Source organism: Actinophytocola sp., from assembly GCF_036378875.1.
Taxonomy (GTDB): Bacteria; Actinomycetota; Actinomycetes; order Mycobacteriales; family Pseudonocardiaceae; genus Actinophytocola.
In genome coordinates, this window is record NZ_DASUVO010000084.1 from 1 (window position 1) to 23,717 (window position 23,717).

Sequence of the window (23,717 nt, forward strand, 5' to 3'; positions counted from 1 at the left end):
CAGGCGAAGTACGTCACCTGCCTAACGTACTCCGCCTGGTGAGGTGAGACGGACTTGGCTACTGGTACGTGAATCACAGCAACGCTTCAGCTCGCCGCCCGCGTCGGCGTGTGAATGGTTGGCGGCGTTTCGTTTAGTGCCCGCCGGCGCACGCCGCGGAAGAGTAGGTAGCCGACCATCCAGAACTCGCCTACGGACGCGGGATACGCAAGTGCCTCGGCGACGACTTGTGCGTCGGGGGCGAGGTATCTGATGAACGCGCTGAGTACATACCCGGCACCGCCAACGACGAGGATCCAGCCCAGGACGCGGGGCATCCAGCCCGATCGCAGCACGCACCAGCCCATGGGGATAAGCCACAGGCCGAAGAACAGCGCTCCCACGCCCCACATGTTGAAGCTGCCCAGGTACAGGACTTGGACGGTGGCCGCCGCGTCGCCGACCGGGTCGACCGAGACCTGGATCGCAGTGCCCAACATTGCCGCGCTCACGAGGCCCGCGACCGCGTTGACCATGCCGAAGGCGGCGATCCCGCTCGCGGCAAAGGAGTTCACGGTGCGGAACAGGCGATAGAACCAGGCGGCGGTGAGGGCCTGGGTCACGACCATGGCCAGCTCCAAGGCAACGCCCGCGCGGGCGAGCGAACCGTGCGTGACCAGGTTGGCCAGCGTCGCACTGGGGTCGTCAGCCACGAAGAGCTGCGGGCGGATGACGAGGAAGCCGAGTGCGGCGGTGATGGCCATGCCGAGGTAGAACAGCCCGGTCATGCGGGCGGTACGGGTGAGCGCGTGCATCGTGGTTTCTTCTCGATTCGGGCGAGGCGGTGAGAGGGTGTGCATGGTCGCTCCTTGATTTCGGGTGCGTGGAACCAAGGCCGCGGGGCGGTTGCCTCGCGCGCCGTGTCGGGTTGTGAGAGCTACTGTTCGGTGTCGGGGTAGCCGAAGACGTCGTCGAGCGGCACGCGGAAGACCCGCGCGATCTGGAACGCCACCTCCAGCGACGGCGAGTAGCGGCCCTGTTCGATCGCGATGATGGTCTGGCGGGTCACCCCGATGCGGTCGGCCAGCTCCGCCTGGGTCATCTCGCCGTTGGCGAAGCGCAGCGCCCGGATCGAGTTGGTGACTCTGGTGGGCTTGCCCATGGCTACCAGCCCCGCCGGTACGCGACGATCTTCACTGCCGCCGAGACGAGCGCAGACAGGACGAACGCCAGGTAGAGCGCATGGGCGATCCAGAAATGCTCGACCTTCGCCATCGCAAGAGCCAGCGGCACGATCGCGGCGACGCTCATGACGTAGAACCCGACGTACTCACCCCGCCGGTTGATCTCCCGATCACGCTCGTCGGTCTTGCCAGCATCCTTGGGCCAGACCATGGCCGCCACGATGGTCAGGACGATGCCCGCGCCGATCCCGACACCGATCGCGGTGAGCATCGGCCCCACGTAGGCGATCCTCGCCACGTCCGTACCCGACATCTTGGTCAGGACGGTTGCCAGGTAGACGACCGGGACGACGACGCCGACCAGTGCAGAGATCCAGGTGCGCTTCTCCTCGGAGGACATGTCCCGCTCCCATGTAAAGAAAGTTTGACATATTCAAGGTAAAGCAGAGTCGACATGGTGTCAATAATCTTTAACTCAACCCAGAGCCGGCTCAGGCGAGCGACTCGCCTGGTCGGCCTCGCTGACGCGGACCATCGCGAGTGGGTTCAGAGCCTGACGAGTGTCTTACCGATGGTGCGACCGGCGGCCATCTCGCCCAGCGCCAGCGGCGCATTCGCCAGACCGTCGAAGACGGTCTCGCGCCAGACCAGTGACCCGGCGCGGAGCCAGCCGCCGAGGCGCCGCCGCACCTCGGGGAGAAGACCCAGATTGCCGCTTCCGCGGAAACCCCTCAGTGTCAGCTCCTTCGACACCGCGAGGAACAGGTTGCCGGGACCGCGGGGATCGGTCTGGTACTCGGAGATCGAACCGCAGAGCGCGATCCGTCCACCACGTCTCATCGCGTCCAGCGCGGCCTCGAGGTGATCCCCGCCCACGCTGTCGAAGTACACGTCCAGTCCTGACGGCGCGAGCTCGGCCAGCGAGTCCCTCAGTGGCCGAGCTCGATAGTCCATGGCGAGATCGAAGCCTAGTTCCTCCCGGAGCCACGCGACCTTGTGCGGAGAACCGGTGCTCACGAGGACGGTGTTCCCCACGTTCCTGGCGATCTGAGCGGCGAGGCTGCCGACGGCGCCGGCACCGGCCGAGACCCATACGGTGTCCCCACCGCGCAGTGCGGCGACGACGTGCAGTCCGGCGTAGGCCGTGAGTCCCATGCCGCCCAGCGGGCCGAGATACCACTGAGGCTCCGACTCGCTCACATCGAGCTTGGTCAACGTCCCGAGGCCACCGAGCTGTTCCACATCGGCATCGACGACGCTCAGCTCGCGCCAGCCACTCGCGTGCCACACCGTGTCACCCACGTCGAAACCCTCGTGCCGCGACTCGAGCACCTCGCCGATCGTGAGAATGCCGTCCAGCGGTCGCCCCAATGGGAAGGCCGCGAAGTAGCCCGCCGGGGCCCTCGCGCTCATCCGAAGCAGCAGTCCTGGATCGACAGAGGTCCACGAGTTGCGAACGACGACCTGCCCGGCCCTCGGCGAAGGGACCTCGACATCGACGACCTCGAAGCACTCGGGCGTGATCGCTCCGTCGGGATACCTGGTCAGCTGTACGGCGCGACCGTGCAACGAGGTCACCGATCGTCCCTCCGGTCGGGATCACCGGTTATATTGAACTAATATCAGTTCAGGGAACCCGAGACAAGGAGCACGCTGGCTCGCCGACCATCCTTCAATTAAACTAAATCCAGTTCGATTAGCCGGTCCCGCCCTAGTCCGTGCCGTGCTCCTCGGTCGGGACCAGCTGGATGGTGGTCGCGCGGGCCTCGTCGCTGGTGATGCGGTCGACGGGGGCCGCCGAGTAGCGGCGGTACTTGGACCGGTAGGCGGCGTCGAGTGTGTCGTTGAGTGCGGTGTCAGCGTCCGTGTCGATGTCGAGGAAGGTCACGTCCTTCTCGACGCCACCAGCGGCGATGTGACCTTCCAGGCGGTCGCGGGTGCCACGGAACCAGGCCGATCCCGATCCGTTCACCGAACGGACGTACAGGTTGTCGCCGTGGCGGACGACCCAGATGATCCGGGGCCGGCGCAGGGTGCCGTCACGGCGGCGGGAGGCGATCTCCAGTTCGTCCGTTTCACCGATCCGGGTGAGCTCGTCGTCGGTCCAGGTCATCGGTCGATCATCCTCATCTGTGCCTCGTTGTGGTGGTCGCCGGCCGGCGGGGTGAGCTTGTCGAGTGCGGCCACCTGATCGGGCGTCAGCACGAGGTCGTCGGCGGCGGTGTTCTCCTCGACGCGGGCGACTCGTTTGGTGCCGGGAATCGGTGCGATGTCCTCGCCCCTGGTCAGCAGCCAGACGATCGCGACCTGGGCCGGAGTAGCGCCGACCTCGTGTGCGACTGCCTGCACTTCGTCGGCGAGGGCCAGGTTGCGCTGGAAGTTCTCACCCATGAACCGAGGGCTGGTCTTGCGCCAGTCGTCGTCGGCAAGGTCGTCCATGGAGCGGAGGTGACCGGTGAGGAACCCGTGTCCCAACGGCGAGTACGGCACGAACCCGATGCCCAGCTCCCGCAGCGTGTCCAGCACGCCGTCCTCGGGATCGCGGGTCCACAGCGAGTACTCCGACTGCAGCGCGGTGATCGGACGCACGGCATCGGCGCGGCGGATCGTGTCGACGCCGGCCTCGGACAGGCCAAGGTGGCGGACCTTGCCCTCGGTGACCAGTTCGGCCATCGCGCCGACGGTGTCCTCGATCGGCGTACCCGGGTCGACGCGGTGCTGGTAGTACAGGTCGATGTAGTCCGTGCCCAGGCGCCGCAGTGAGCCCTCGACCGCGGTGCGGATGCTCGCCGGGCTGCTGTCCAGACCGTCACGGCCGGTGTGGGAGATCATGCCGAACTTCGTCGCCGCCACCACCTCGTCGCGGCGGCCCTTCAACGCCTGACCGACCAGTTCCTCGTTGGTGAACGGGCCGTAGACCTCGGCGGTGTCGATGAACGTGACACCCAACTCGAGGGCCCGGTGGATGGTCCGGATGGATTCGGCGTCGTCACTGCCGGCACCGGTGTAGCCGAAGGACATGCCCATGGCACCCAGGCCGATGCGGGAGACGTCCAGATCCCTGAGCTTGATGTGCTTCATGAATCCCATGCAACTCCCCCGCACGCGGGCGCGGGAGGGCGTGTTGTTCGGGGTAATGACAGAACCCCCCAGAACGGGTTTGACGCTCTTACGTCTTGAAGCGCTGGTCATCCTGGGTGGTGGCACACTGTGGACATGGCGCGAGCGCAGCAGGAGGGCAGGAGCGGTACCGAGTTGGGGCGGTTCCTGCGTGCGCGCCGCGAACAGGTGACTCCTGAGGAAGCCGGGATCACGACCGGCCCGGGGTGGCGCCGCACGCCGGGCCTGCGGCGGGAGGAGCTGGCCTCGCTGGCCGGGGTGAGCGTCGACTACTACACCCGCCTGGAACGTGGCAAGGAGAACCGGCCGAGCCCTGCGGTGATCGACGCGCTCGCCAAGGCCCTGCGCCTGGGCCGGACCGAGCAAGGCCACCTTTTCGACCTCGCCACGCAAGCCGCCCACAGGGCCCCGCCGCAGCCGGCAATACCGGACCGGCAGACCGTCGCCCCCGGCACCGAGTTGCTGCTGGACCGCCTGCGGCCCTACCCCGCCCGCGTGCTCAGCCGCACCATGGACGTGCTCGCCAACAACCCAGGCGGACTGGCCACGATGCCAGGGATCGAGAGCTGGCCGGTCGAACGGCACAACATCGCCCGGTACGTCTTCCTGCACCCCGCAGCCCGCGACGTGTTCGTCGACTGGGACACCGTGATCGGCGGTTGCGTGGCCCGGCTGCGTGCCCTGGCCGGGGTCGAGCCGGACGCCCCCGACCTCACCGAGCTCGTCGACGAGCTGCTGGTCAAGAGCCCGGACTTCGCCGACCTGTGGAAACGCTACGAGGTGCGGCCGCACACCGCGGCCGCCAAGACCCTCAACCATCCCGAGGTCGGCACGTTCACCCTCAACATCCAGTCCATGCAGATCGAGGGCACACCCGGCCACCGCCTGGTCATCTACCACGCCGAACCGGGCACACCCGACCACGACGCCATCGTCCTTCTCGACCAGCTCACGCACGCCACGACGCCGCAAACGCAGCACAGCTGATCAGGGCCGGATGAGGACCTTCAACGCCTCCCGCTCGGCCATCGCCCGGTAGCCCTCCGGGGTGTCCGCCAGGCCGACCGTGCGGTCGAACACCCGACCCGGCTCGACCGTGCCGTCCAGCACGTCGGGCAGCAGCTCCTCGATGTAGGCCCGGGCCGGAGCCGCGCCACCGGTCAGGGTGATGTTGCGCATGAGCGTGTCGAACCCCATCGGGACCTCGGTGTACTGCGACACCCCGAGCCTGCTCACCACACCGCCGTCGCGCACCACGCCCAGCGCCGTGTGCATCGACTGCTCCGCCCCGACGCACTCGATCACCGCGTGCGTGCCGGCGCCACCGGTCAGCTCCCGCACCTTCGCCACGCCCTCGTCACCGCGCTCGGCGACGACGTCGGTAGCCCCGAACTCGCGGCCCAGGTCGGTCCGGTCGGTGTGCCGTCCCATCAGGATGATCCGCTCCGCACCGAGTCGTTCAGCGGCCAACACCGCGGACAGCCCGACCGCGCCGTCGCCGATCACCGTGACCGCGGTGCGCGGCCCAACCCCCGCCTTCACCACACCGTGATGACCGGTGGAGAACACGTCGGACAGCGTCAGCAGTCCGGGCAGCAGCGCGGAGTCCTCGGCCACGGGCAGCTTCACCAGGGTGCCGGACGCCTGCGGAACCCGCACCGCCTCGCCCTGTCCCCCGTCCACGCCGTCGGACCCGTAGCGGCCGCCGTTGAGGCAGGAGGTGTGCAGGCCCTCACGGCAGAACTCGCAGGTGTTGTCCGCCCACACGAACGGGGCGACCACCAGGTCACCGCGCCCGAGCCCGGAGACCTCCGGACCGATGTCCTCCACGACACCGAGGAACTCGTGCCCCATCCGCCGGCCCTTCTCGGCGGCCGGCATGGAACCGTAGGGCCACAGGTCGCTACCGCAGACACAGGACAGCAGCACGCGCACGACCGCGTCAGTGGGCTGCTGGATCTTGGGGTCGGGCACGTCCTCGACCCGCACGTCACCCGCGCCGTACATCAGAGTTGCTCGCATGGCTCCAGCCTCTCGCGCACCACCGAACTGGAGACAGGGACTGGTTTTCGGGGGTGTGACAGGGCCCCCCACCCGCGCTTGGCCGCCCGCACACTGGAAAGCATGACGCACGAGCACCACGGTGGCGACCTGGCGGAGTTCCTCCGTGCCCGCCGCACCCAGACCAGCCCTCAGGAGGCCGGGATCGCGATCGGTCCGGGGCGGCGCCGCACGCCGGGACTGCGCCGCGAGGAACTATCCACACTGGCCGGGGTGAGCGTCGACTACTACACCCGTCTGGAGCGCGGCAAGGAAACCCGACCCAGCCCGGCCGTCGTCGACGCGCTCGCCCGCGCGCTGCGACTGGCCGCCGACGAGCACGAGCACCTGCGCTCCCTGGCCAGCCGGTCCGCCAACAACGCCCCGCAACCGCGGGCGGCGCCCGGCCGCACCGTGCGCCGCGGCGTCACACTGCTGCTGGAGGGTCTGCGGCCCTACCCCGCGTGCGTGCTCAGCCGTACGACCGACCTGCTCGCGTGGAACCCCGGCGGGGCGCGGCTGTTCGCCGGAATGGCGGACTGGCCGGTGCGACAGCGCAACATCGCCCGCTACGCCTTCCTGCATCCGAGCGCCCGGGACCTGTTCGACGACTGGCACAACCAGGTCCGCGGCTGCGTCGCCCGGCTACGCGCGCTGGCCGGCACGGACCCGGACGCGACCGACCTGACCCACCTCGTCGGCGAGCTCCTTTTGAAGAGCCCCGAGTTCGCCCGGTTCTGGGAACGCTACGACATACGGGGACACACCCACGGCCGCAAGACCTTCCACCACCCCGAGGTCGGCGACCTCACCCTCGGCTACCAGTCGATGCAGTTGGAGGGCACTCCTGGCCAGCGCCTGGTCGTCTACCACGCCGCACCGGGCACGCCCGACCACGACGCGATGGCCTGCTCGACATGACCGGCGACCTCGCCGCCCTCGAACGAACGGGCTGACGTGGACCGGCGCGCATTCCTCCGTGGCGGGGCCGCGATGGGAATCCTGGGAGGTACCTGGCTGATGGCCTGCGGCACCGACAACACCGAACCGAACCCCGCGACGGGACCGTCCACACCGGACAGAGCACGGGTCCTGCTCGCCTACTTCTCCCGCGCCGGCGAGAACTACTACTACGGCGGCCGCAGGAACCTGGAGGTCGGCAACACCGAGGTCCTGGCCGGCTTGATCCGCGACAGCATCGCCTGTGACGTCTACCGCATCGAGGCCGCCGATCCCTATTCCGACGATTATGACGACACGGTGGCACGCAACGTGCGCGAGCAGGACGCCGACGCCCGGCCCGCCATCGCCAACCCGCTCCCGGTCATCGACGGCTACGACGTCGTGCTGCTGGCCAGCGGCATCTGGAACGTCCGCCCGCCCATGATCATGCGCACCTTCACCGACGGCCTCGACTTCACCGGCAAGACCGTCCTGCCGGTCGTCACGTATGCCGTGAGCGGGCTGGGCAACGCGCCAGAGGACTACGCGGACGCGTGCCCCGGCGCGACCGTCGGGGACGGTCTCGCCGTACGCGGCGAAGAGGTCAACGAGGCACGCGACGAAGTCTCGTCGTGGCTACGTCGCGTCGACCTTATGTGATCAGGCCTCCGGGATCTCCCGTCCGAAGGTCTCGAGCGTGATCGCGGCCGGCTCAGGACCGCCCCGCACACCGGTGTCGAGCCCGTCGATCGCGGCGAGTTCGGCGTCGGTCAGCGCGAAGTCGAACACGTCGAAGTTCTCGGCGATCCGTGCAGAGCGGGTCGACTTCGGGATCGCCGACCGTCCGTGCTGGAGGTGCCAGCGCAGCATCACCTGCGCCGCGGTTTTGCCGTGTGCCTCTGCGATGCCGGCGATGGTCGGGTCGTCGAGGGTGCTGCCGCCGCTGCCGTCCCCGGTAGAAGGTGATGCCACCAATCGGCGACCACGCCTGGGACAGGATGCCGTGTGCGGCGTTCGCCGCGAGCACGTCCGGCTGCGAGAAGTACGGGTGGATCTCGATCTGGTTCACCGCGGGCAGAACCGTCGTGTTCTTCAGCAGGTCATCGAGGTGGTCTGGCATGAAGTTGCTGACCCCGATCGCCCGCACACGCCCGTCTTGTAGGAGCTTCTCCAACGCCCGGTACGCGTCGATCGTCAGGTCGAACCGGGAGGGAAGCGCCTGGTGCAGGATCAGCAGGTCGAGGTGGTCCATGCCGAGTTTGCCCGCGCTTTTGTCGAACGCGTGCAGCGTGGCGTCGTAGCCGTAGTCGCTGATCCAGACCTTGGTCTCGACGAAGATCTCGGACCGGTCCACACCGGACCGGCGGATGGCTTCGCCCACCCCGCGCTCGTTGCCGTAGGCGGCCGCGGTGTCGATGTGCCGGTAGCCCGTGCGCAGCGCGGTCTCGACCGCGTCGACGGTCTCCGCCGGAGGCGTCTGGAACACACCGAAACCCAGCGCCGGCATCTCGACCCCGTTGTTCAAGGTCAGTCTCATACTCATTCCTTCCTGCTCACCGCGATCGTCCGCATCTCGGCGCGGGTCCCACATGTCCACACTCGCGTCATTGCCTTCGCGGTGGGAGGCCCTGTCACACCCTCGATTACGGCACCCTCCCACCCGACAGCGCCTGGCGAAACCGACGACAGCGTCAGTGAAGCGGCCCGGCGTACCGGTAGCGAGCCGGGTCGGTGGGGTGCGCCACCACCCGGACGATGTCGCCCACCCTCGGCACCGCGATCCGCGGCACGACCGCGACGACGTCGAACTCACCCTCGGTCTCGCCTCGCACGCTGAGCCGCACGACCGGGTGCGTCCCGATCGAGTTCCTGGTGTCGGTGATCCGGCTGACCAGAACAGGAATCCCAACGGCGGAGTGGTACAGCGGGTGGCTCATCGGATCCGCGTCGTCGGTCCACTCCTGGGACAGCGCGACACCCTCCGCCAGTTCGGGGTTCCCCATGCGCGCGAACATCCGCTGCTGGCCGGCCAACTGTTCGGCGCGAGGCGCGGACAGCGCCGTGAGCACGACAACGGGCGTGATCAGGTTCAGCGCGATGATCATGTAGACCATCGCCTCCCCGTACCACCGGTCCGGTGCGCTGCCGGTGATCCCGTTCCACAGATAGTGGACGACGGACGCCAAACCCAGCAACAGCACTCCCCGGACCAACAGCCGGCGCACGAACCGTCCCATCGAGAAGTCCCCTTTCCATGACCTACCGCAGACCAACCACGCGCTTTGCGCCGCGCTATGGCGACAGGGTGGTGAGAACGGCGACGTCCGACTCGTCGTACGGCAGGTACTTCACGCGCACCACCATGCCGGGCTGCACCTGGGGGATCGCGGTCGGCGGCAGCTTCTTGTCCTGTGTCACGTCGAAAGTGGTGCCGTCCGGGCGGGTCACGCGAAGACCGAGGCGTAGTTCCGACCGGCCGTCGGAGGTGTGCCCGGTCGGGGTCATGCCGAGCACGACGGCGCTGGCGTCGATGCCGTGCTCGGTGATGTGCAGTTGCTTCGGCGTCAGCCATCCCTTGGCCACATGCACCCGGTCGAGGGCCGCCTGCAGTTCGTGCGTCGGCGCGTCGGTCGCCAGCACCACCCGGTTGTCGGGCAGGTACCGGACCGGGAGGATCGCGTCCGGTTGTACCGCCGGTAGGTCGGTCAGGTCGACGACCTGCCGTGCGACAGCGGAGAACGAGCGGCCGTCCGAAGTGTCCACCTGGAGCCGGATGTCCAGCTGCGGCTGGTCGTTCACGACCAGGCCGGTCCTGGTGACCCCGGTGACCGTGCCGATACCGATCGGCGCGTCGCGGAACTCCTTGGGCACCCCACCGAACACGGCCCTGAACACACCACGGAAGGAGAACCACATGATCAGCAGCAGGACGACGAGACCTGTCAACCAGTCGTTCAACCAGTCGCCCCTCAGGCCGCCCTCGACGTAGAACGCGCCGAGAACGACCGCGGCGGACAGCTCGAGCCCGGTGATCACCTTCACGATGGGATTCCTTTCCACGAGAGTTACCGGGGAGAGCCGAAGAAGTCGGTCGCGCCGATGTCGATGCGGACGATCCGGCCGTCGCCGTTGGCCACGGCGAGAGTCTGTCCCGCGACCGCCACCGTGGTGCCCTCCGAGTTGGTGACGGCGTGGCCCACCTGGGACTCGATGGCCAGCGAGCTGGTGACCTGGCCGGTGTCCAGGGAGACCACGGACAGCGTGGCGCCGGCGTCGTTCAGCGAGCGCCGATGCTCGACCAGCACGTGCCCGGTGGCCGCGCCGGCCACGGTCCCGCCGGAGACGACGAACCGTCCATTGTGGAACGCGGTGCCCCCGACCGGCATCGGCCAACCGTTCGGCGGGAGGCGGACCAGCTCACTGCCCGGTATGCCGAACGGCAGCTTCCGCAACGTGATCCGCTCCCCCGAGCCGGGGTTCAGGACGGCTTCGACGGCGGTCACCTCGGATGGGACCGCTGTGCTCGGCTTGGTGGAGAGCCGAACGGACCACGCCGTGGCGGTCGGTGCGTCGACCCGCGCGGCCACCGTCTGGTCCAGGCCGATCGCCAGCACGTCGCCGGTGGCGTTCATGGCCAGCACCCGACGGCTCTCCGGGTCGTACGCATAGGCCGACCGGGCCGCGACGTACGTGCCGCCGAGCCCCCGGACGCCATCGCCCTCGGCCACGACCGACCCGTCCGCCAGTTCGGCGACGACGAGCCCGGAGTCGGTGGCCAGGTAGGCGTAGCGCTGCCCGGCGGCGAGCACCGACGCCTCCCAGATCAGCTGGTCGGACAGCTGCGTGTCCCACAGCACCTCGCCGGTGGCCGGATCGGCGGCGGCGAGCCGGACCTGGAACACGTCCTGTGCCAGCAGCTGGAACATGCCGCGACCGCCATGCCGCTCGTAGGGCACCAGGACCACCTCGCGACCCTCGACCTCGGCGAACGCGAAGCCGGGCTGGATCTCGATGGTCGGCTCCGGCGAGAAGACGTAGGTACTGCCGAAGAACATCAGCGCGAACAGCGTCAGCAGCGGTATCAACCGCGCGAGGCGACGGCGGGGACTCCTCGGCATCTCGTGGGGCGTCGGCACCGGCGGGAACCGCGGCGGGTTCTGGTACATGGTGAAAGCGTCGGTCGCGGGCCGCGCCTACCGGTCCCAGGAACAGGGGTTCACGAGCCCGCCACCAGCGGTGATGTCGATCGACTACGCTCGGGCGGGTGAGTACCGCGACCGCAACGCTTCCTCGCGGCCTGGTGGTCGCGCGGGCGTGGGCCGGGCTCGGGGACGCGGTCGCGCCGTTGAGCAACGGTGCGGGTCGCCCGCTGACCCGCACCGTGAAGCTGATCCTCGACCCGCTGGTGCTGCGGCCGGTGCTCAACCCGGAGTTCGCGGCGGGCGCCGTCGCCGTCGAGCACGTCGACGCCATGCGGGCCCGGATCGCCGACGCGGGTCCGGTGTTGGCCGCGACCGCGAGCTGGTTCGTGGTGCTGAAGAAGGAGCGCCGCCGGGCGCGGATCACCGAAGGCAACCCGCAGGACCTCTACTTCCAACGCTGCTTCGAGCTGGCGACCGAGCACGGCGCGCCGGGCCGGGACGCCGCGAGTGTGGCCGCGGCGGTGCTCGCGGAGGTGCACGGACAGGACGGGCCGACCGTCGCGGAGCTTCGCGGCTTCCTGACCGACGCGGCCAATGCGGCCGCGCTGACCCGGTTGATCGAGACGACGTGGGCCGCGCCACGGCCGGTTCCCTCGGCTGCGACGATGGCACTGACGGAGTTCCTGGCCTCCTGTGCCGCCGCACCCGACCGGGCGCTGTTCCGGGCGCTGGTGGCGAAGTCGGCGGGCACCGCGGGTGCGGTCGAGCTCGACCGGCCTGGTGTTGCGCTGGCGCATGGGCTGACCGACCGGGACCGGCCGGCGCCGCCCGCGTTGGGGGAGAGCGCGTCGAAGCGGAACCTGCCAAAGCCGTTCGACCGGTCGATCCTGGAACGCCTGTTCGCGCCGCTGACCAACACCTTTCTGCGGGCCGGGCTCGCGGACGTGCCGGCGTTGGTGCGACAGGAGATCACCCGGTCTGCGGGGCCGTGGCAGCTCGCGGACGAAGTGAGCCGGGTGATCATGGCGCTGGGCCGGGAGGCGTCCGCCGGCCTCACCGGACGACCGCAGGCGGGCGGCGCCGCTGCCCGGTTGCGGTCGAGGTGGGAGCGCGAGGCGTACGTGCACCGCGTGCTGCGGATGCCGTCGGCCGCACCGCCGGCGGTCCGCGCGGACGTGCGTGGCGTGCGGGAGGCGTACGTGCGGCGGCTGTGGGTGCGCGTGCACGGCCGGGAGCTGCGGCACGACACCGTGACCGCCGAGCAGGTGTGGGATGTGCTCGACGGCGTGCTGCGGTCGGTCATCCTGGACCAGCGGGACCGGTTGCGGGCGGCACTGGAGCGGGAGGCCGGGACATGAGGGTGTCGCGTTCAGCCGGCATCGTCGTCGGCGACTGGCCGGAGCGGCCGGAGGTCGTGGCGCTGCTGGAAGGCGCGGGCGCGGTGCTGGCGTGGGATGTCCTGGTCGGCGACGTCGTGCCCGCCGCCCGCGTGGACGACCCGGAACGGGCGGCCGAGTGGTTGTGGGAGATCTACGGGGACGCGGCGGACGGGATCCTCGGCACGGCCGAGGAAGTGGACGCGGAGACGGCCGGTGACCGGCGGGTCCGCGACGCCTGCCGGACCGTGGCGCAGCTGAACTGGGCGCGGGCGTGGTGGCCCGCGTCGACCACGGCCGGCGTGCCGGCGTTGGATCCCGTTGTCCTGCAAGCGGAACGAGTCGTCGTACTGTCCACTGTAGAGCACCTGCTGGACGATCCGGACGCGGTGCCGCGGGCGCTGGAGTCGGTCGTCTCGTTGGACACGACCGCGCACCCGGAACTGGCCGAGCGGGTCCGCGCGCTTGCCGAGGACTACGGGGTAGCGCTCGCCCCGGCAGCGGAGACGAGCCGGTCCGGGTACGCGCTCGCCGCCGGCGGGGGCGGCTTCGCAGGGACCACCGTGCTCACCGGTTCATCCATTGTGGACTGGACGCTGGTGCCCGCCGGTGTCGTGGACGCCGCCGCGCCCGCGGAGTGGGCCGTCGTGCGACGGCAGGGGACGACGGTTCTCGAGGTGTCCGTCGCGCCGGGGCCACGACCGGGAACTCGGCTGGCGGCCCGGTTCGCCGAGGTCGACGTGGCGCTGGACGCCGTCGACGGGTTGGGCCGGCTCACCGGTTCGGCGCCGGTGCCACCCACGGTGCTGCTGCTGCCGCCGGACCGGCGCGCGCTGACCGTCTACGCACCCGGCTTCGCCGAACCGGCCACACCGGACCCCGGCGCCGAGGCGCGCCACGCCGCGATCATCGCCTACGCACGGTCCCGGACCGGCTCGCCAGAAGCAACGCTCACCGAGCGGACCGCGCGGTGAGCACCTGGAAGGACCTGCACAACGAAGGCGTGCGGCTGGCCGCGGCAGGCGACCTGTCCGCCGCGCGGGCCAAGCTCGAAGCCGCACTCGCCGTGTCGTCCACAGAGGACCGTGCACAGTGCCTGCTGAACCTGGCGCACGTGGTCGACCTGGCCGGGGACCGACAGCGCGCGGTCGACCTGATGACCGAGGCGATCCCGGTGGCGGAGGGGCCGGTCCGGGCGCTGGTCGCCGCCTCCCGCGCGGACCTGCTGCCCTGGCTGGGCCGGTGGGACGAGGCCTGGCGGGACGTCGAGGCGGCGCTGGCCGACGCCGAGCCGCCGCAGCAGGTGGTGCTGCGCAACACTCGCATCGCGCTGCTGATGATGGCGGGCCGGCTCGCGGAGGCCGAGGAGGACGCCACCGCCGCCATCGAGCTGGCGGCGCGGCACGCGCCGGAGTTCCTGCCGAACCTGTACACCAACCTGGCGATCCTCGCCGACGAGGCGGGGGACGAGCAGCGCGCGTCGACGTACCGGCTGCTCGCCGAGAACCCCGGCCAGCAGCCCCTCGGACCGCGGTGGCACCGGTTCGTCGAGCTGAACGCCGAAGGCGCGGTGCTGGCGTCGTCGGGTGACCGCGCCGGCGCCGCGGCCAGGTTCGAGGCCGCGTACCGCGAGACGGTGGCGGTGGACGACGTGGAGGCCGATGTCGAGGCCACGGTGTGCCGTGCCGCGGTCGCGGGCAACCTGGCCGGTGTCGCCGCCGACCGGGACGACGCGTTGCGGTGGAGCACGGAGGCCGCGGCGGCGGCCCGGTCCGTGCTGGCGGTCGTCGGCGACGCGTACGGCACGGCCACGGTGCTCGTGAACGCGCTGGTGTCCCGCGCGGGGCAGCTCACCCTGCTGGCGCGGTTGCCGGAGGCGTTGGCCGACCTGGACGAGGCGGCCGACGCGGTGCCCGACGTCCCGGAGCTCGATGCGGCCGTACGGTCCACCCGTGCCCGCGTGCTCGCCACCGGCGGGTGGTACGCCGAAGCGGCCGAGGAGGCGCGGCTCGCGTTGGAACTGGCGTACGCCGCCGCGCCGGCGCTGGCCGCGACCGTCCACATGACACTGGCGGAGATCACGAGCGGCACGGGCGACCTCCCCGGCGCCGTCGAGCACCTGGCCCTGGCGCGCGACCTGTGCGCCGCCGCCGGGGACGTCGACGGCCAGGCCACCGCCACGCTCAGCTTGGCGCGACTGGCCTACCTGGCCGCGGACGGCGACCGGGCGGACGTCCTGTACGACGAGGCTGAACGGCTGCTCACCGATGATCCGCGCCGGCTCGCGGTGAGCCTGCTCGGCCGCGCGGCGGTCACGGTCCTGCGCGGCAGGCCCCGAGAGGCGTCGCGGTTGCTGGACCGGGCGCGCACCGTGTTGGGGCCGTCGGCGACCCCGCTGGAGTTGGTGGCGGTGCACCAGGTCCAGGGCTCGGCGTACGAGGCGTGCGGGGAGTTCGCCGCCGCCGACTCCTGCTACGGCGAGGCGTCGACGTTGTGCGAGGCGGCCGGGTTGTGGCACGTGGTGCTGGGCATGGCATGGTGGCGCGCGGACGCTCTCGTGCGCCGGGCGGCGGCAACGTCCGGCGACGAGCGCCACGCGTTCGCCGGGCGGGCACTGGACCTGGCGCTGCCAGCCGCGTTGGCGTCGGAGGCGGTGCGGCAACGGTTCCCACACGGGCCGCTGCGGGAACGGTGGGTGGCGCTGGCCTCCGCGCCCGCGACCCGGACGGCGCTCTGGGCCATCGGCGCGGTCGAGGACCCGGCGCTGGCCGCGGAGTACATCGACCACATCGCGGGCGCGGTGTCGTTGCGCGCGGAGGGAGTGACGCCGGTCGAGCGCGGAGAGCTGGTGTCGTTGCCGGAGCCGCCGGTCGTCGAACCGCATTTGCCTTACGCTGCTTCGGGTTTCGCCGTGGGCGAGGACCGGGCCTTTCCCGTCGCGGGGTTCGAGCTGCCGCCCAGGGTCCGGCTCGACCCGGCCGTTCCGTCCACATTGGACGCATGGATCGACGTGGCCGAGGAGCGGTACGGGTTCCCCGTACGGTCGGCGTGGGCGGTGCCCTCATGGTGACCGTGCAGATCAAGTTCGTCGACGCGGGCGACCTGTACCTGTCGTGGCGGTGGGAGCACGCGCCGGCCGAGCCCCAGGTGCAGATCCTGCCGCGCGAATGGGTGCGGGACCTGTTGGACGAGTGGGCGTCGGCGGTGCCGTCACCGTTGCCAGGCGAGGACGCCGGGCAGGCGTTGCGGCGTGCGCTGACCAACGGACCGCTGGTGGACCACGAGCGGGAGCGTGCCCTGTCGAGGCGGCTGGGCCAGGCGCTGGTGCCGAAGAAGTTGGCGCTCGACCTGGACTCGTGGCTGTCACAGGACATGCCACTGCACATGCGTATCCAGCCGTCCCCGTCGACCGCGCTGGTGTCCTGGGAGGCTTTGCGGTTCCACGACGGCCAACGGCTGGTGCACAACGGCGACGTCTCCGTGCTGCCGCCCGCGACAGTGGGCGGTGCCCGGGGCCGCGAGGTTTCCCGGTTCGATCCACACGGGACGGTCGTCGGTGTGTTGGACCCGGAGGTGCCGGGCTTCGCCGACAGGTCCGGCCTGGGGTCGGTGCTCGGCCGGGTGACGCCGGAACTGGCCGCGCTGGCCGAGGGACTCACCCCCGGTGGAGTGCGCCGCGATGACATCGACCGCGACCACCTCGAGAAGATTCTGGCCACCGCCGCTCGCTTCCTGTACGTCGGCCACGTGACCACCGGCGGCCACGGCCTCGACGCGCGGATGCACCTGTCCTGCACGGCGGACACGACGGGTCGGGCGGCACCGCTGGGCGCGCACCGCCCGCTCACCGCGGCGGACATCGTGCTGGGGCACCGCCCCGGCCCCGTGCACCCGTGGCGGATCCCCAGCCGCGTGGCACTGGTGGCGTGCGAGAGCGGCGGCGACGTCCGCTTCGCCGAGCCGTCCGGCCTGGTGACCGCCATGGTCCATGGCGGAGCGGAGCACGTGACGGCGACGAGGTGGACGCTGGCGACCGACGAGGGGCTCCAGCGGTTGGTCCCCGGCTTCCCGCCGGTCCCGGTCCTGGGCCCGACCGTGCTGGCGGTGGACGCGGCCCACCGCGCCGCTGACCCGGTGACCGCCCTGAACGACTGGCAACGCGCCGCGGCCACGCGGTGGGAGGAGACTGGCGACCTCACCTGCTCCCCGCTCGTGTGGGCGGCCTTCACCACCACCTGGGCACCGGCCAGAAGTTGGGACCGGTAGGACGTCGAGCGCCCCTAACGTCCTCGACGACGTGAAGGGAGTGAGGACGTGTTCGGATCGAGGGATGACGCGCTGTATGCCCGCGTCCAGGAGCTGGAGGGCAGGGTCGAGCGCCTGTCCGCCCGGTTGGGCACGCTGCTCGACGACGAGGACCGGCACGCGAGGCTGATCGAGATGACCACGCGAGCGGAGGGTGCGCTGCGGTCCCTGCGGGAGCTGACGGAACCGGCGGGAGTTGGTGAGCCGCGTTTCGAGGCGGCACTGGACACCGTCTACCGCGCCAAGACCTACGGGTACGTGGCGGTGTACTTCGTCGGCGGGCGAACGGCGCGCATGCGACTGCTGGTCGGCCCGCAGAGCCCGCCCACCACCAGCGTCGGCTACGCGAACTCCGGCTCAGAGATCAACTCGTACATGGGCGGCGTCGTGCGTCCCGGCGAATACTGGATGGCCGCCACCCACCGGACCGGGATGAAGGCTGGGTTCGAGTGCATCTTCACTCCCCTGTTCTAGCGTCTTCCTCGCGGAGTTCGAACCGGACCGCGCCGACAGCTTCACGTCCCCCAGGTGAGGCCGAACACCTCGGTGTCCTGGAGCGCAGCGCCTTCCGCGTACGCGGAGGTGAAGCGGGCATCGCCCAACGCGGCGGCGGCGGCGCGGGCGGTCGACAGTTCCTCCGCGTCGTCCGGGTCGGGCACCTGGCCGATCGCGGCATACGCGCTGTCGGTGAACCCGACCATCCGCGCGGCAAGCAGGTGATCGCCCTCGGCCGACGCCAGCGCCGCGGCGGCCACCCCCAGGTACGGCACGAACGAGCGGTAGCCCTCCCGGAACACCCGCTCGCGGCCTGCCACGAACAGCTCCCGGGCACGGTCGAGGTTGCCGAGGTGCAGCTCGGTGAACGCCAGGTTGTGGTACTCGGAAGTCACCATCTCCGGCTGCCCCAGCTCCTCGTTGAGCGCGATGCTCGCGAGATAGAGCTCCCGGGCCCGCACATGGTCGCCGGCCATCCGGGTCACCGCGGCGAGCACGTGCCGCGGCCGCTCCTCGAGCCGTTTGTCGCCGGAACGCACCGCGACCTCCAGCGCCTCCCCCGCCAACCGCTCCGCACGGGGCAGGTCGCCGTCGCGGGCGGCCACCCGCGCCATGGCGTAGAGCCCTTCGACCTCACCGCCGGGCTCGCCGGCCGCCCGAGCCCGGGTCGACCTCAGCCCGCGCCATCCGCAGCACACCGGCGCTGTCACCACGGCGGAAGGTGGCACGCACCTTGTCCTCGAAACCCAACTGCCGTCCTCTGTTCCGTCCGCGACGTTGTTCATCGTCCCCCTCGGTATCTTCCGCCCGTCAGAGCGGTCCTGGCGGATACGGGTGCGTTCACGATCCGGGTACTCGGACCGTACGGTCGTGAAGTGACGACGAGCGCCGGTCCTGAGGACGACCTTCCGCCGGAGCAGCGGCGGTGGAGGTGGGAGCATCCGGTCGCCCCGCGCTGGCTGCTGTTCGGCGACGTCGGCTTCGAGGGCTCCTACGACAACGTCCCGGTGGCGCTGTGCGCGGAGATCGATGGACTGTTCGTCGACCTCCCACCCCGGCCGCGGGAGCGGTTCACGCTTGTCGGCTGTACCCGGACGGCGTGCTCGCCGCCCTTCTCGACCGGCTGCCCGCCGAGGCACTCGGCACCGAACGAGCCTTGCTGGGTGACATCTCCGTGCTGGCACCTCCTCCACCGCCGGGCACGTCGCCGTCCTGGTGGGGCGAGGACCTGGGCGACGTCGTCGTGCGCGCGCGACGGCCGAACATCACGATGCCGGACACCGTGGACATCGACCTCGACGGGTTCGTCCACGTCGATCACCGCACGGATGCGGTGACACGTCCCAGCGACGTCGACAAGTTCGTCCTCCAGGGCCGGGACGAGACGCCCTACGGCACCTGCCGGGACGTCACGGGCGTGTTCCGCGAGCAGGCCGCACCGCTGGTGCCGCGGATCCGGCTGCTCGGATGCCAGCCGGAAACCGCGTTGCTGACCGCGCTCGCTGTGGATGGGCAGTCGACCAAACCTGGCCTGCGTCGCCGCCGGATCCGCGCCGAGGTCTACGCGGTCGCTGCCGATGGTTCGGTCGGCGAGGTGATCGGCGCCGTCGTGTCGGGAACGGTCGACGCGGGCGAGCAATCGCGGCTCGGTGCCGGACTCCTCGACGTGCCCATCGACAGCGAACTGGGGGAACCACTTCCCACGGGAATCCTCGACATCCTGGAGCATTGGCGGCCGGGACGGCCGGCCCAGAAGAACTTGTGGGCCGGCTACGACCGGGAGCTACGCCACCACTGGGCCGGGGTGGCGCTCGGCCACCGGTCCGGTGCGCCGGACCGGCCAGCCGGCACCATCTACGACCTCGACGGCCGGTTCGTGACCGACATCGAAGGGTTCTACTGCGCGATCGGCGAGGCGATCAACGGCCCGGGCGGATACTTCGGCTGGAACCTCGACGCCTTCGACGAATGCCTCGACGGAGATTTCGGTGCGCAGGCGCCGTTCCGACTGGTCTGGCACGACTCGGCCGTCGCCCGCGAGCACCTCGTTCCCGGCCACGACCGGCGTCGGTTGAAACCAGCGGTTACCTTGGAGTACCTCCTGGACATGCTCACCGAGCACGGCATCGAGATCGATCTGCGCTGAGCCCCGGTTGGTGGGCATCATCGGGCACATTCCCGGCAAGCCGTGTTGCGCCGAACCACCGCGAGCACGCCTCGCGCAGGCCCTCGACATCGGCCTCCGTCGATGCCCATGCCACGTAGCAGTCCGGCCGCAGGAGGATTCCGGCGAACGGGCTGTCCGCCTTGGCGCGCACCACCTTCACGCCATCATGGGTGAAGTCGGCGAAGGCGCCGGTCAGGTCGAGCAGCAGTGGCGTGGCGTCCGTGGTCAGGTCCGCGAGTCGCACGTCGCCGTCGGCCGTCGACAGCGTCAGGTCCGGCGCCCACGCACCGGCGAGCGGTCCCGGCGCGCCGACGTCGTACCGGATGTCGCCGCCCGACATCAGCTCGGCGATCCTGCCGACCGTCGCGGCGTCCGACAGCAGCTCGCCGAACAGCGTGCGCAGCGCGGTCACCTCGGTGCCCGGTGAGATCAACGCGACCTGCGCCTGCGTGTGCATGGTGACCCGGGACGCCACCGGCCGCCGCTCGGACTCGTAGGTGTCCAGCAACCCCTCCGGCGCAGACCCGCGGACCGTGGCGGCGAGCTTCCACCCCAGGTTGATCGCGTCCTGCAGCCCGAGGTTGAGCCCCGGCCCGCCGATCGCGGAGTGCACGTGGGCCGCGTCGCCGACCAGCAGCACCCGGCCGGCGCGGTACCGGTCGGCCAGCCGCGTGTTGCCGCCGGTTACCCGGCGCAGGCGGGTCGGGTCTCCGTCCTCGTACGCGACGGGGACGCCCAGCACCCGTCGCACACTCGCCCGCAGCTCCTCCGCGGACATCGGCACGTCGTCCGGCTGGTCCCACTCCACGGTCGAGATCAACGTCCGCTCCGGCGAGAACGGCGCGAACACGAACATCCCGCGCTCGGTGCGGTGGTGGATGAACGGCGGGACGATGCCGTACCCGGGCACGTTCACCCCGCCGCTCGCGGGATCCACCAGCTCGTTCGGCATCCGCGCGAAGCCCATCCGCGACACCGAGTTGTCCATGGTGACACCGGGAAAGTCGATGCCGGCGAGCCTGCGGACCGTGCTGCGACCGCCGTCCGCGCCGACCAGGTACCGCGTCCGCATCCGCTCCGCGCCGACCTCGACGGTCACACCGTCGTCGTCCTGGTCCAGACCGGTCACCTCGACACCGCGCCGCACCTCGACGCCCAACTCCTCGGCACGTTCGGCGAGCATCGCCTCGAGGCGCGCCTGCGGCACCGGCAGGATGTACATCGGGTTGTCCGCCAACACGTGCAGCGGCAACGGCATGCCCCCGAACGGGAAAACCGGCACCGGCGCAGGCGGGTCGTCGGCGAGCCGCGCGAACAGCCCGCGCCGGTCGAGCATCCGCACGACCTGCCCGACGATCCCGTTCGCGCGTTGTTCGGTCGACGGATCGGTCAGCCGTTCCACGACAAGCGGCCGCACGCCGGCGAGGCTGAGTTCACAGGCGAGCATGAGGCCGTTGGGCCCGGCACCCGCGATGACGACATCGAACATGGCAGTTCTCCTCCGGTGAGAAGGCAGGCTGAACAACCCGACCGCCGGTCGGGTGAGAAACAGAAGGTCAGGGCGTCGGCAGGCCGGCGGCGACCTGGCGGAGGGCGTCGGCGAGCAACGTCCCTATATCAGTGGGTGAGTCGAGCTGTTGCCAGTGCGCCGACGCCGTCTCGGTCGCGGCCATCGCCATGCTGGCAACGAGTTTCGGGTACAGGTCGCGCCGCACGTCGGTCCCGGTGCGTTCGGCGATCGCCTCGGCCAGCTCAGCCTCCGCGATCACGTTCACACGCATGAACTCCAGCTGCAGCGCCGGCTCGGCGACCAGCAACCGCACGCCCTCGAGCCACTTCTGGTCACCACCGGTGATCTCGGCGCCCATGGCGAACCGGGTGAGCACCGCGGCGGTGATGGCCTCCCACAACGGTTCGTCGGCAGGCCTGGCACGGAGTTCGTCCGCGATGAGCCGGGCCCGGTCGACGTGCCGCTCGACGACGGCGGCCGCCTTGCTGGAGAAGTAGTTGTTGAACGTGCGCGGCGAGACCCCGACCTCAGCGGCGATGTCCTCGACGCGCACGTTCTCGAACCCACGCTCGACGAACAGCCGAATCGCCGCCCAGCTCAGGGCGATCCGGGTCTCCCTCTTCTTGCGCTCCCGCAAGCCGTCCTCGGCCATGACCCCAGAGTGACAGAATTTTGCGTGGCCCGCAATCTTTCGGGCCACGCAAATTCCCCCAGCTGCTTAGATCTTGCCGGTGCCGACGCCTGCCTTGACCAGAGCGGGGACCGTGGCGGTCTGGTCGAGGCTGATCGGGTACGGGGGCTTGGTGAAGCTGCCCTCCTGGGTGATGACCGGCTGCTGACCGCCGTAGTCGTTGCCGGTGGCGACCGCGAAGCCGTCCCGGTCGGAGTCCTCCGTGGTCCACACCGGCAGCTTGACGTTGACGAACACGTTGTTCTGCACCAGGCACTGGGCGTCCATCAGGCAGTGGATGCCGCTGGTTTCCGCGTTGGTGAACAGGTTGTTGTAGAGATGCACGGTGCCGAACCGGACGCGCGGCAACCGGGAGCCCACGTTGTTGAACCAGTTGTGGCTGTAGCTGACCCGAAGGTGGCCGGTGTCCTCGGCGCCGTTGCTGTCGCTGTGCCCGAGCAGCGCGCCCTTGAAGTGGTCGTGCAGGTAGTTCCAGGACACCGTGACGAGGTCGGCGGCATGGGTCAGGTCGAGCATGCCGTCGTAGAAGTCCTTGCCGTGGCTGGTGTCGTTGAACAACTCGTTGTGGTCGATCCAGATGCGTTCGGAGTACTGCGCGGAGATCAGATCGACCGGGGCGACCGCGAACGAGATCTTCAGGTTGCGGATGATGACGTTGCTGGCCTTCTTGATGTGGATGCCCGCGCCGGTCAGGCCGGCGTTCGCGGTGACGCCCACGATGGTCTTGTTCGAGGAGACCACCACCTGGTCGCTGCCGGATCCTTTGAGGACGGTCGAGAGCTGGAGGATCTTCGGACCGTCCGACGCCGCCTCCGTGATCAGTTGGCTCAGTGAGGTGATCACGACGGTCGTGCCACCGGCACCGCCCGTCGTGCCCGCGCCGAAGCCGACCGGGCTGGACTCGAAGCCGGAACCGCTCGCGCCGCCGCTCTGGCTCGTCGACGTGACGGGGCCAGCCGACGTCGTGGGGCTGGCGGACGAGGTGGGCGTCGCCGACGTGGTCGGGCTCGCGGACGTGGTGGGGCTGGCGGTCGTCGACGAGGTGGAGGGCGCCGACGTGGTCGCGCCCACGGTCACCACCACGTCGTCGAACTCGGCGGTGGCGTCGTAGGTCTGCACGCCGGCCCTGCCCTTGGCGAACGCGCCGGCGGTGCCGGAGAGGACGGTGGCACCGTTGACGGAGCCGGAAAGCTTGTTCCCGGTGACGGTCAGACCGAGCGTGTACGCGGTGGCGGGGCTGACCGTCAGCGTGGCCTCGCCCAGGGTGGTCGCGGTGCCGGACTTCACCAGCTCCAACCGGACCTTGTTCGTGCCGGTGAGAGCGAGGCGGTAGAAGCTGGTGAGGCTGGTCGACCGGGCCACGATCGCGGCATAGCCGTTCGCTGCCATGGACAACGGCTTGACCTTGGCCCGCATGGTGTAGTCGGACCACTCGGACAAGCCGGCGAACTGCCGGGCGATGGTCGCGCCGGTCTTGGCCTGCTTGAGCATCTTGGACTCGTCGCTGACCACCGACCAGGTGCCGCCCGACTTGGTCCAGCCGGCGGTGTCGCCGTCCTCGAAGTTGTCGGTGAACCCGGTGGCCGAGGCATGGCCCCCGTCCGCGAAGGACACCGCCACCACGCTGCCGATCCCGACCAACGCCGCGGCCGTGATCGCCGCGAGGAGGACCTTCCGCGTTCGGTTTCTCGACCCTGTCGCCCCTTTGGCGCGTGTCATGGTGTTCCTTCCGCTCCGACGGTTGACGCCCCTCAGTGGTCGGGGCG

General features: G+C 70.3%; 23 protein-coding genes and 1 pseudogene. 9 read left to right on the plus strand and 15 right to left on the minus strand.

Annotated elements, in window-relative coordinates; genetic code table 11:
• Positions 1-86: 86 nt before the first annotated feature.
• The 6 genes from VF106_RS24280 to VF106_RS24305 form a co-directional block, all read right to left on the minus strand.
• A complete protein-coding gene (locus VF106_RS24280; protein WP_330842119.1) occupies positions 87-839 on the minus strand; it encodes a DUF4386 domain-containing protein in 753 nt (250 codons plus the stop codon).
• Between the two features lie 77 nt (positions 840-916).
• Positions 917-1,141: a helix-turn-helix transcriptional regulator gene (locus VF106_RS24285; protein WP_330842120.1), complete on the minus strand. Its 225-nt coding sequence runs from the start codon at positions 1,139-1,141 to the stop codon at positions 917-919.
• Positions 1,142-1,143: 2 nt separating this feature from the next.
• On the minus strand, positions 1,144-1,563 hold the full coding sequence (locus tag VF106_RS24290; RefSeq protein ID WP_330842121.1) for a hypothetical protein: 420 nt from the start codon (positions 1,561-1,563) through the stop codon (positions 1,144-1,146).
• 146 nt (positions 1,564-1,709) lie between these two features.
• Entirely contained in the window at positions 1,710-2,741 is a 1,032-nt protein-coding gene (locus VF106_RS24295) for an NADP-dependent oxidoreductase (protein ID WP_330842122.1), read from the minus strand.
• A 133-nt stretch (positions 2,742-2,874) separates the two neighbouring features.
• Positions 2,875-3,276 (minus strand): DUF2255 family protein, encoded by a 402-nt coding sequence (locus VF106_RS24300; RefSeq protein ID WP_330842123.1) that lies wholly within the window; start codon positions 3,274-3,276, stop codon positions 2,875-2,877.
• The gene (locus VF106_RS24305) at positions 3,273-4,244 is read right to left on the minus strand and encodes an aldo/keto reductase (protein ID WP_330842124.1); all 972 of its coding nucleotides are present in this window, start codon (positions 4,242-4,244) and stop codon (positions 3,273-3,275) included. The genes VF106_RS24300 and VF106_RS24305 overlap by 4 nt, the downstream gene beginning before the upstream one ends.
• Positions 4,245-4,379: 135 nt before the next feature.
• Here VF106_RS24305 and VF106_RS24310 point away from each other — a divergent pair, with 135 nt between their 5' ends.
• Complete coding sequence (locus tag VF106_RS24310) at positions 4,380-5,270, plus strand: helix-turn-helix transcriptional regulator (protein ID WP_330842125.1); 891 nt, start codon at positions 4,380-4,382, stop codon at positions 5,268-5,270.
• On the opposite strand, the gene VF106_RS24315 is transcribed toward VF106_RS24310, so the two are convergent.
• On the minus strand, positions 5,271-6,305 hold the full coding sequence (locus VF106_RS24315) for a zinc-binding dehydrogenase (RefSeq protein ID WP_330842126.1): 1,035 nt from the start codon (positions 6,303-6,305) through the stop codon (positions 5,271-5,273).
• A 102-nt stretch (positions 6,306-6,407) separates the two neighbouring features.
• Between VF106_RS24315 and VF106_RS24320 the strand changes: the two genes are divergently transcribed.
• Positions 6,408-7,244, plus strand: coding sequence for a helix-turn-helix domain-containing protein (locus VF106_RS24320; RefSeq protein ID WP_330842127.1), 837 nt, complete (start codon positions 6,408-6,410; stop codon positions 7,242-7,244).
• 72 nt (positions 7,245-7,316) lie between these two features.
• Positions 7,317-7,925, plus strand: coding sequence for a flavodoxin (locus tag VF106_RS24325; RefSeq protein ID WP_330842128.1), 609 nt, complete (start codon positions 7,317-7,319; stop codon positions 7,923-7,925).
• Here VF106_RS24325 and VF106_RS24330 read toward each other — a convergent pair.
• The 4 genes and pseudogenes from VF106_RS24330 to VF106_RS24345 form a co-directional block, all read right to left on the minus strand.
• Positions 7,926-8,856, minus strand: a pseudogene (locus tag VF106_RS24330) (aldo/keto reductase).
• 100 nt (positions 8,857-8,956) lie between these two features.
• Positions 8,957-9,502, minus strand: a complete 546-nt coding sequence (locus VF106_RS24335) for a hypothetical protein (protein WP_330842129.1) — start codon at positions 9,500-9,502, stop codon at positions 8,957-8,959.
• A 55-nt stretch (positions 9,503-9,557) separates the two neighbouring features.
• Positions 9,558-10,307 carry a hypothetical protein gene (locus tag VF106_RS24340; protein WP_330842130.1) on the minus strand — a complete coding sequence of 250 codons (750 nt, stop codon included), beginning with the start codon at positions 10,305-10,307 and terminating at the stop codon, positions 9,558-9,560.
• Between the two features lie 23 nt (positions 10,308-10,330).
• Entirely contained in the window at positions 10,331-11,431 is a 1,101-nt protein-coding gene (locus VF106_RS24345; protein WP_330842131.1) for a PA2928 family protein, read from the minus strand.
• Between the two features lie 98 nt (positions 11,432-11,529).
• Here VF106_RS24345 and VF106_RS24350 point away from each other — a divergent pair, with 98 nt between their 5' ends.
• The 5 genes from VF106_RS24350 to VF106_RS24370 are packed head-to-tail and all read left to right on the plus strand — an operon-like array spanning position 11,530 to position 17,562.
• On the plus strand, positions 11,530-12,765 hold the full coding sequence (locus tag VF106_RS24350; RefSeq protein ID WP_330842132.1) for a hypothetical protein: 1,236 nt from the start codon (positions 11,530-11,532) through the stop codon (positions 12,763-12,765).
• Positions 12,762-13,757 carry a hypothetical protein gene (locus VF106_RS24355; RefSeq protein WP_330842133.1) on the plus strand — a complete coding sequence of 332 codons (996 nt, stop codon included), beginning with the start codon at positions 12,762-12,764 and terminating at the stop codon, positions 13,755-13,757. The genes VF106_RS24350 and VF106_RS24355 overlap by 4 nt, the downstream gene beginning before the upstream one ends.
• Entirely contained in the window at positions 13,754-15,853 is a 2,100-nt protein-coding gene (locus tag VF106_RS24360) for a hypothetical protein (protein WP_330842134.1), read from the plus strand. The genes VF106_RS24355 and VF106_RS24360 overlap by 4 nt, the downstream gene beginning before the upstream one ends.
• Entirely contained in the window at positions 15,847-17,049 is a 1,203-nt protein-coding gene (locus tag VF106_RS24365; protein WP_330842135.1) for a CHAT domain-containing protein, read from the plus strand. Before VF106_RS24360 ends, VF106_RS24365 begins: the two co-directional genes overlap by 7 nt.
• Positions 17,050-17,097: 48 nt before the next feature.
• Positions 17,098-17,562: a hypothetical protein gene (locus VF106_RS24370; RefSeq protein ID WP_330842136.1), complete on the plus strand. Its 465-nt coding sequence runs from the start codon at positions 17,098-17,100 to the stop codon at positions 17,560-17,562.
• Between the two features lie 41 nt (positions 17,563-17,603).
• On the opposite strand, the gene VF106_RS24375 is transcribed toward VF106_RS24370, so the two are convergent.
• Positions 17,604-18,311 (minus strand): tetratricopeptide repeat protein, encoded by a 708-nt coding sequence (locus VF106_RS24375; RefSeq protein WP_330842137.1) that lies wholly within the window; start codon positions 18,309-18,311, stop codon positions 17,604-17,606.
• A gap of 371 nt (positions 18,312-18,682) precedes the next feature.
• Here VF106_RS24375 and VF106_RS24380 point away from each other — a divergent pair, with 371 nt between their 5' ends.
• Positions 18,683-19,729 (plus strand): barstar family protein, encoded by a 1,047-nt coding sequence (locus VF106_RS24380; protein ID WP_330842138.1) that lies wholly within the window; start codon positions 18,683-18,685, stop codon positions 19,727-19,729.
• On the opposite strand, the gene VF106_RS24385 is transcribed toward VF106_RS24380, so the two are convergent.
• The 3 genes from VF106_RS24385 to VF106_RS24395 form a co-directional block, all read right to left on the minus strand.
• On the minus strand, positions 19,695-21,239 hold the full coding sequence (locus VF106_RS24385) for an FAD-dependent monooxygenase (RefSeq protein WP_330842139.1): 1,545 nt from the start codon (positions 21,237-21,239) through the stop codon (positions 19,695-19,697). The two genes, VF106_RS24380 and VF106_RS24385, sit on opposite strands and share 35 nt — an antisense overlap.
• Positions 21,240-21,306: 67 nt before the next feature.
• The gene (locus VF106_RS24390; protein WP_330842140.1) at positions 21,307-21,912 is read right to left on the minus strand and encodes an acyl-CoA-like ligand-binding transcription factor; all 606 of its coding nucleotides are present in this window, start codon (positions 21,910-21,912) and stop codon (positions 21,307-21,309) included.
• Between the two features lie 66 nt (positions 21,913-21,978).
• On the minus strand, positions 21,979-23,670 hold the full coding sequence (locus VF106_RS24395) for a pectate lyase family protein (RefSeq protein ID WP_330842141.1): 1,692 nt from the start codon (positions 23,668-23,670) through the stop codon (positions 21,979-21,981).
• Positions 23,671-23,717 lie beyond the last annotated feature (47 nt).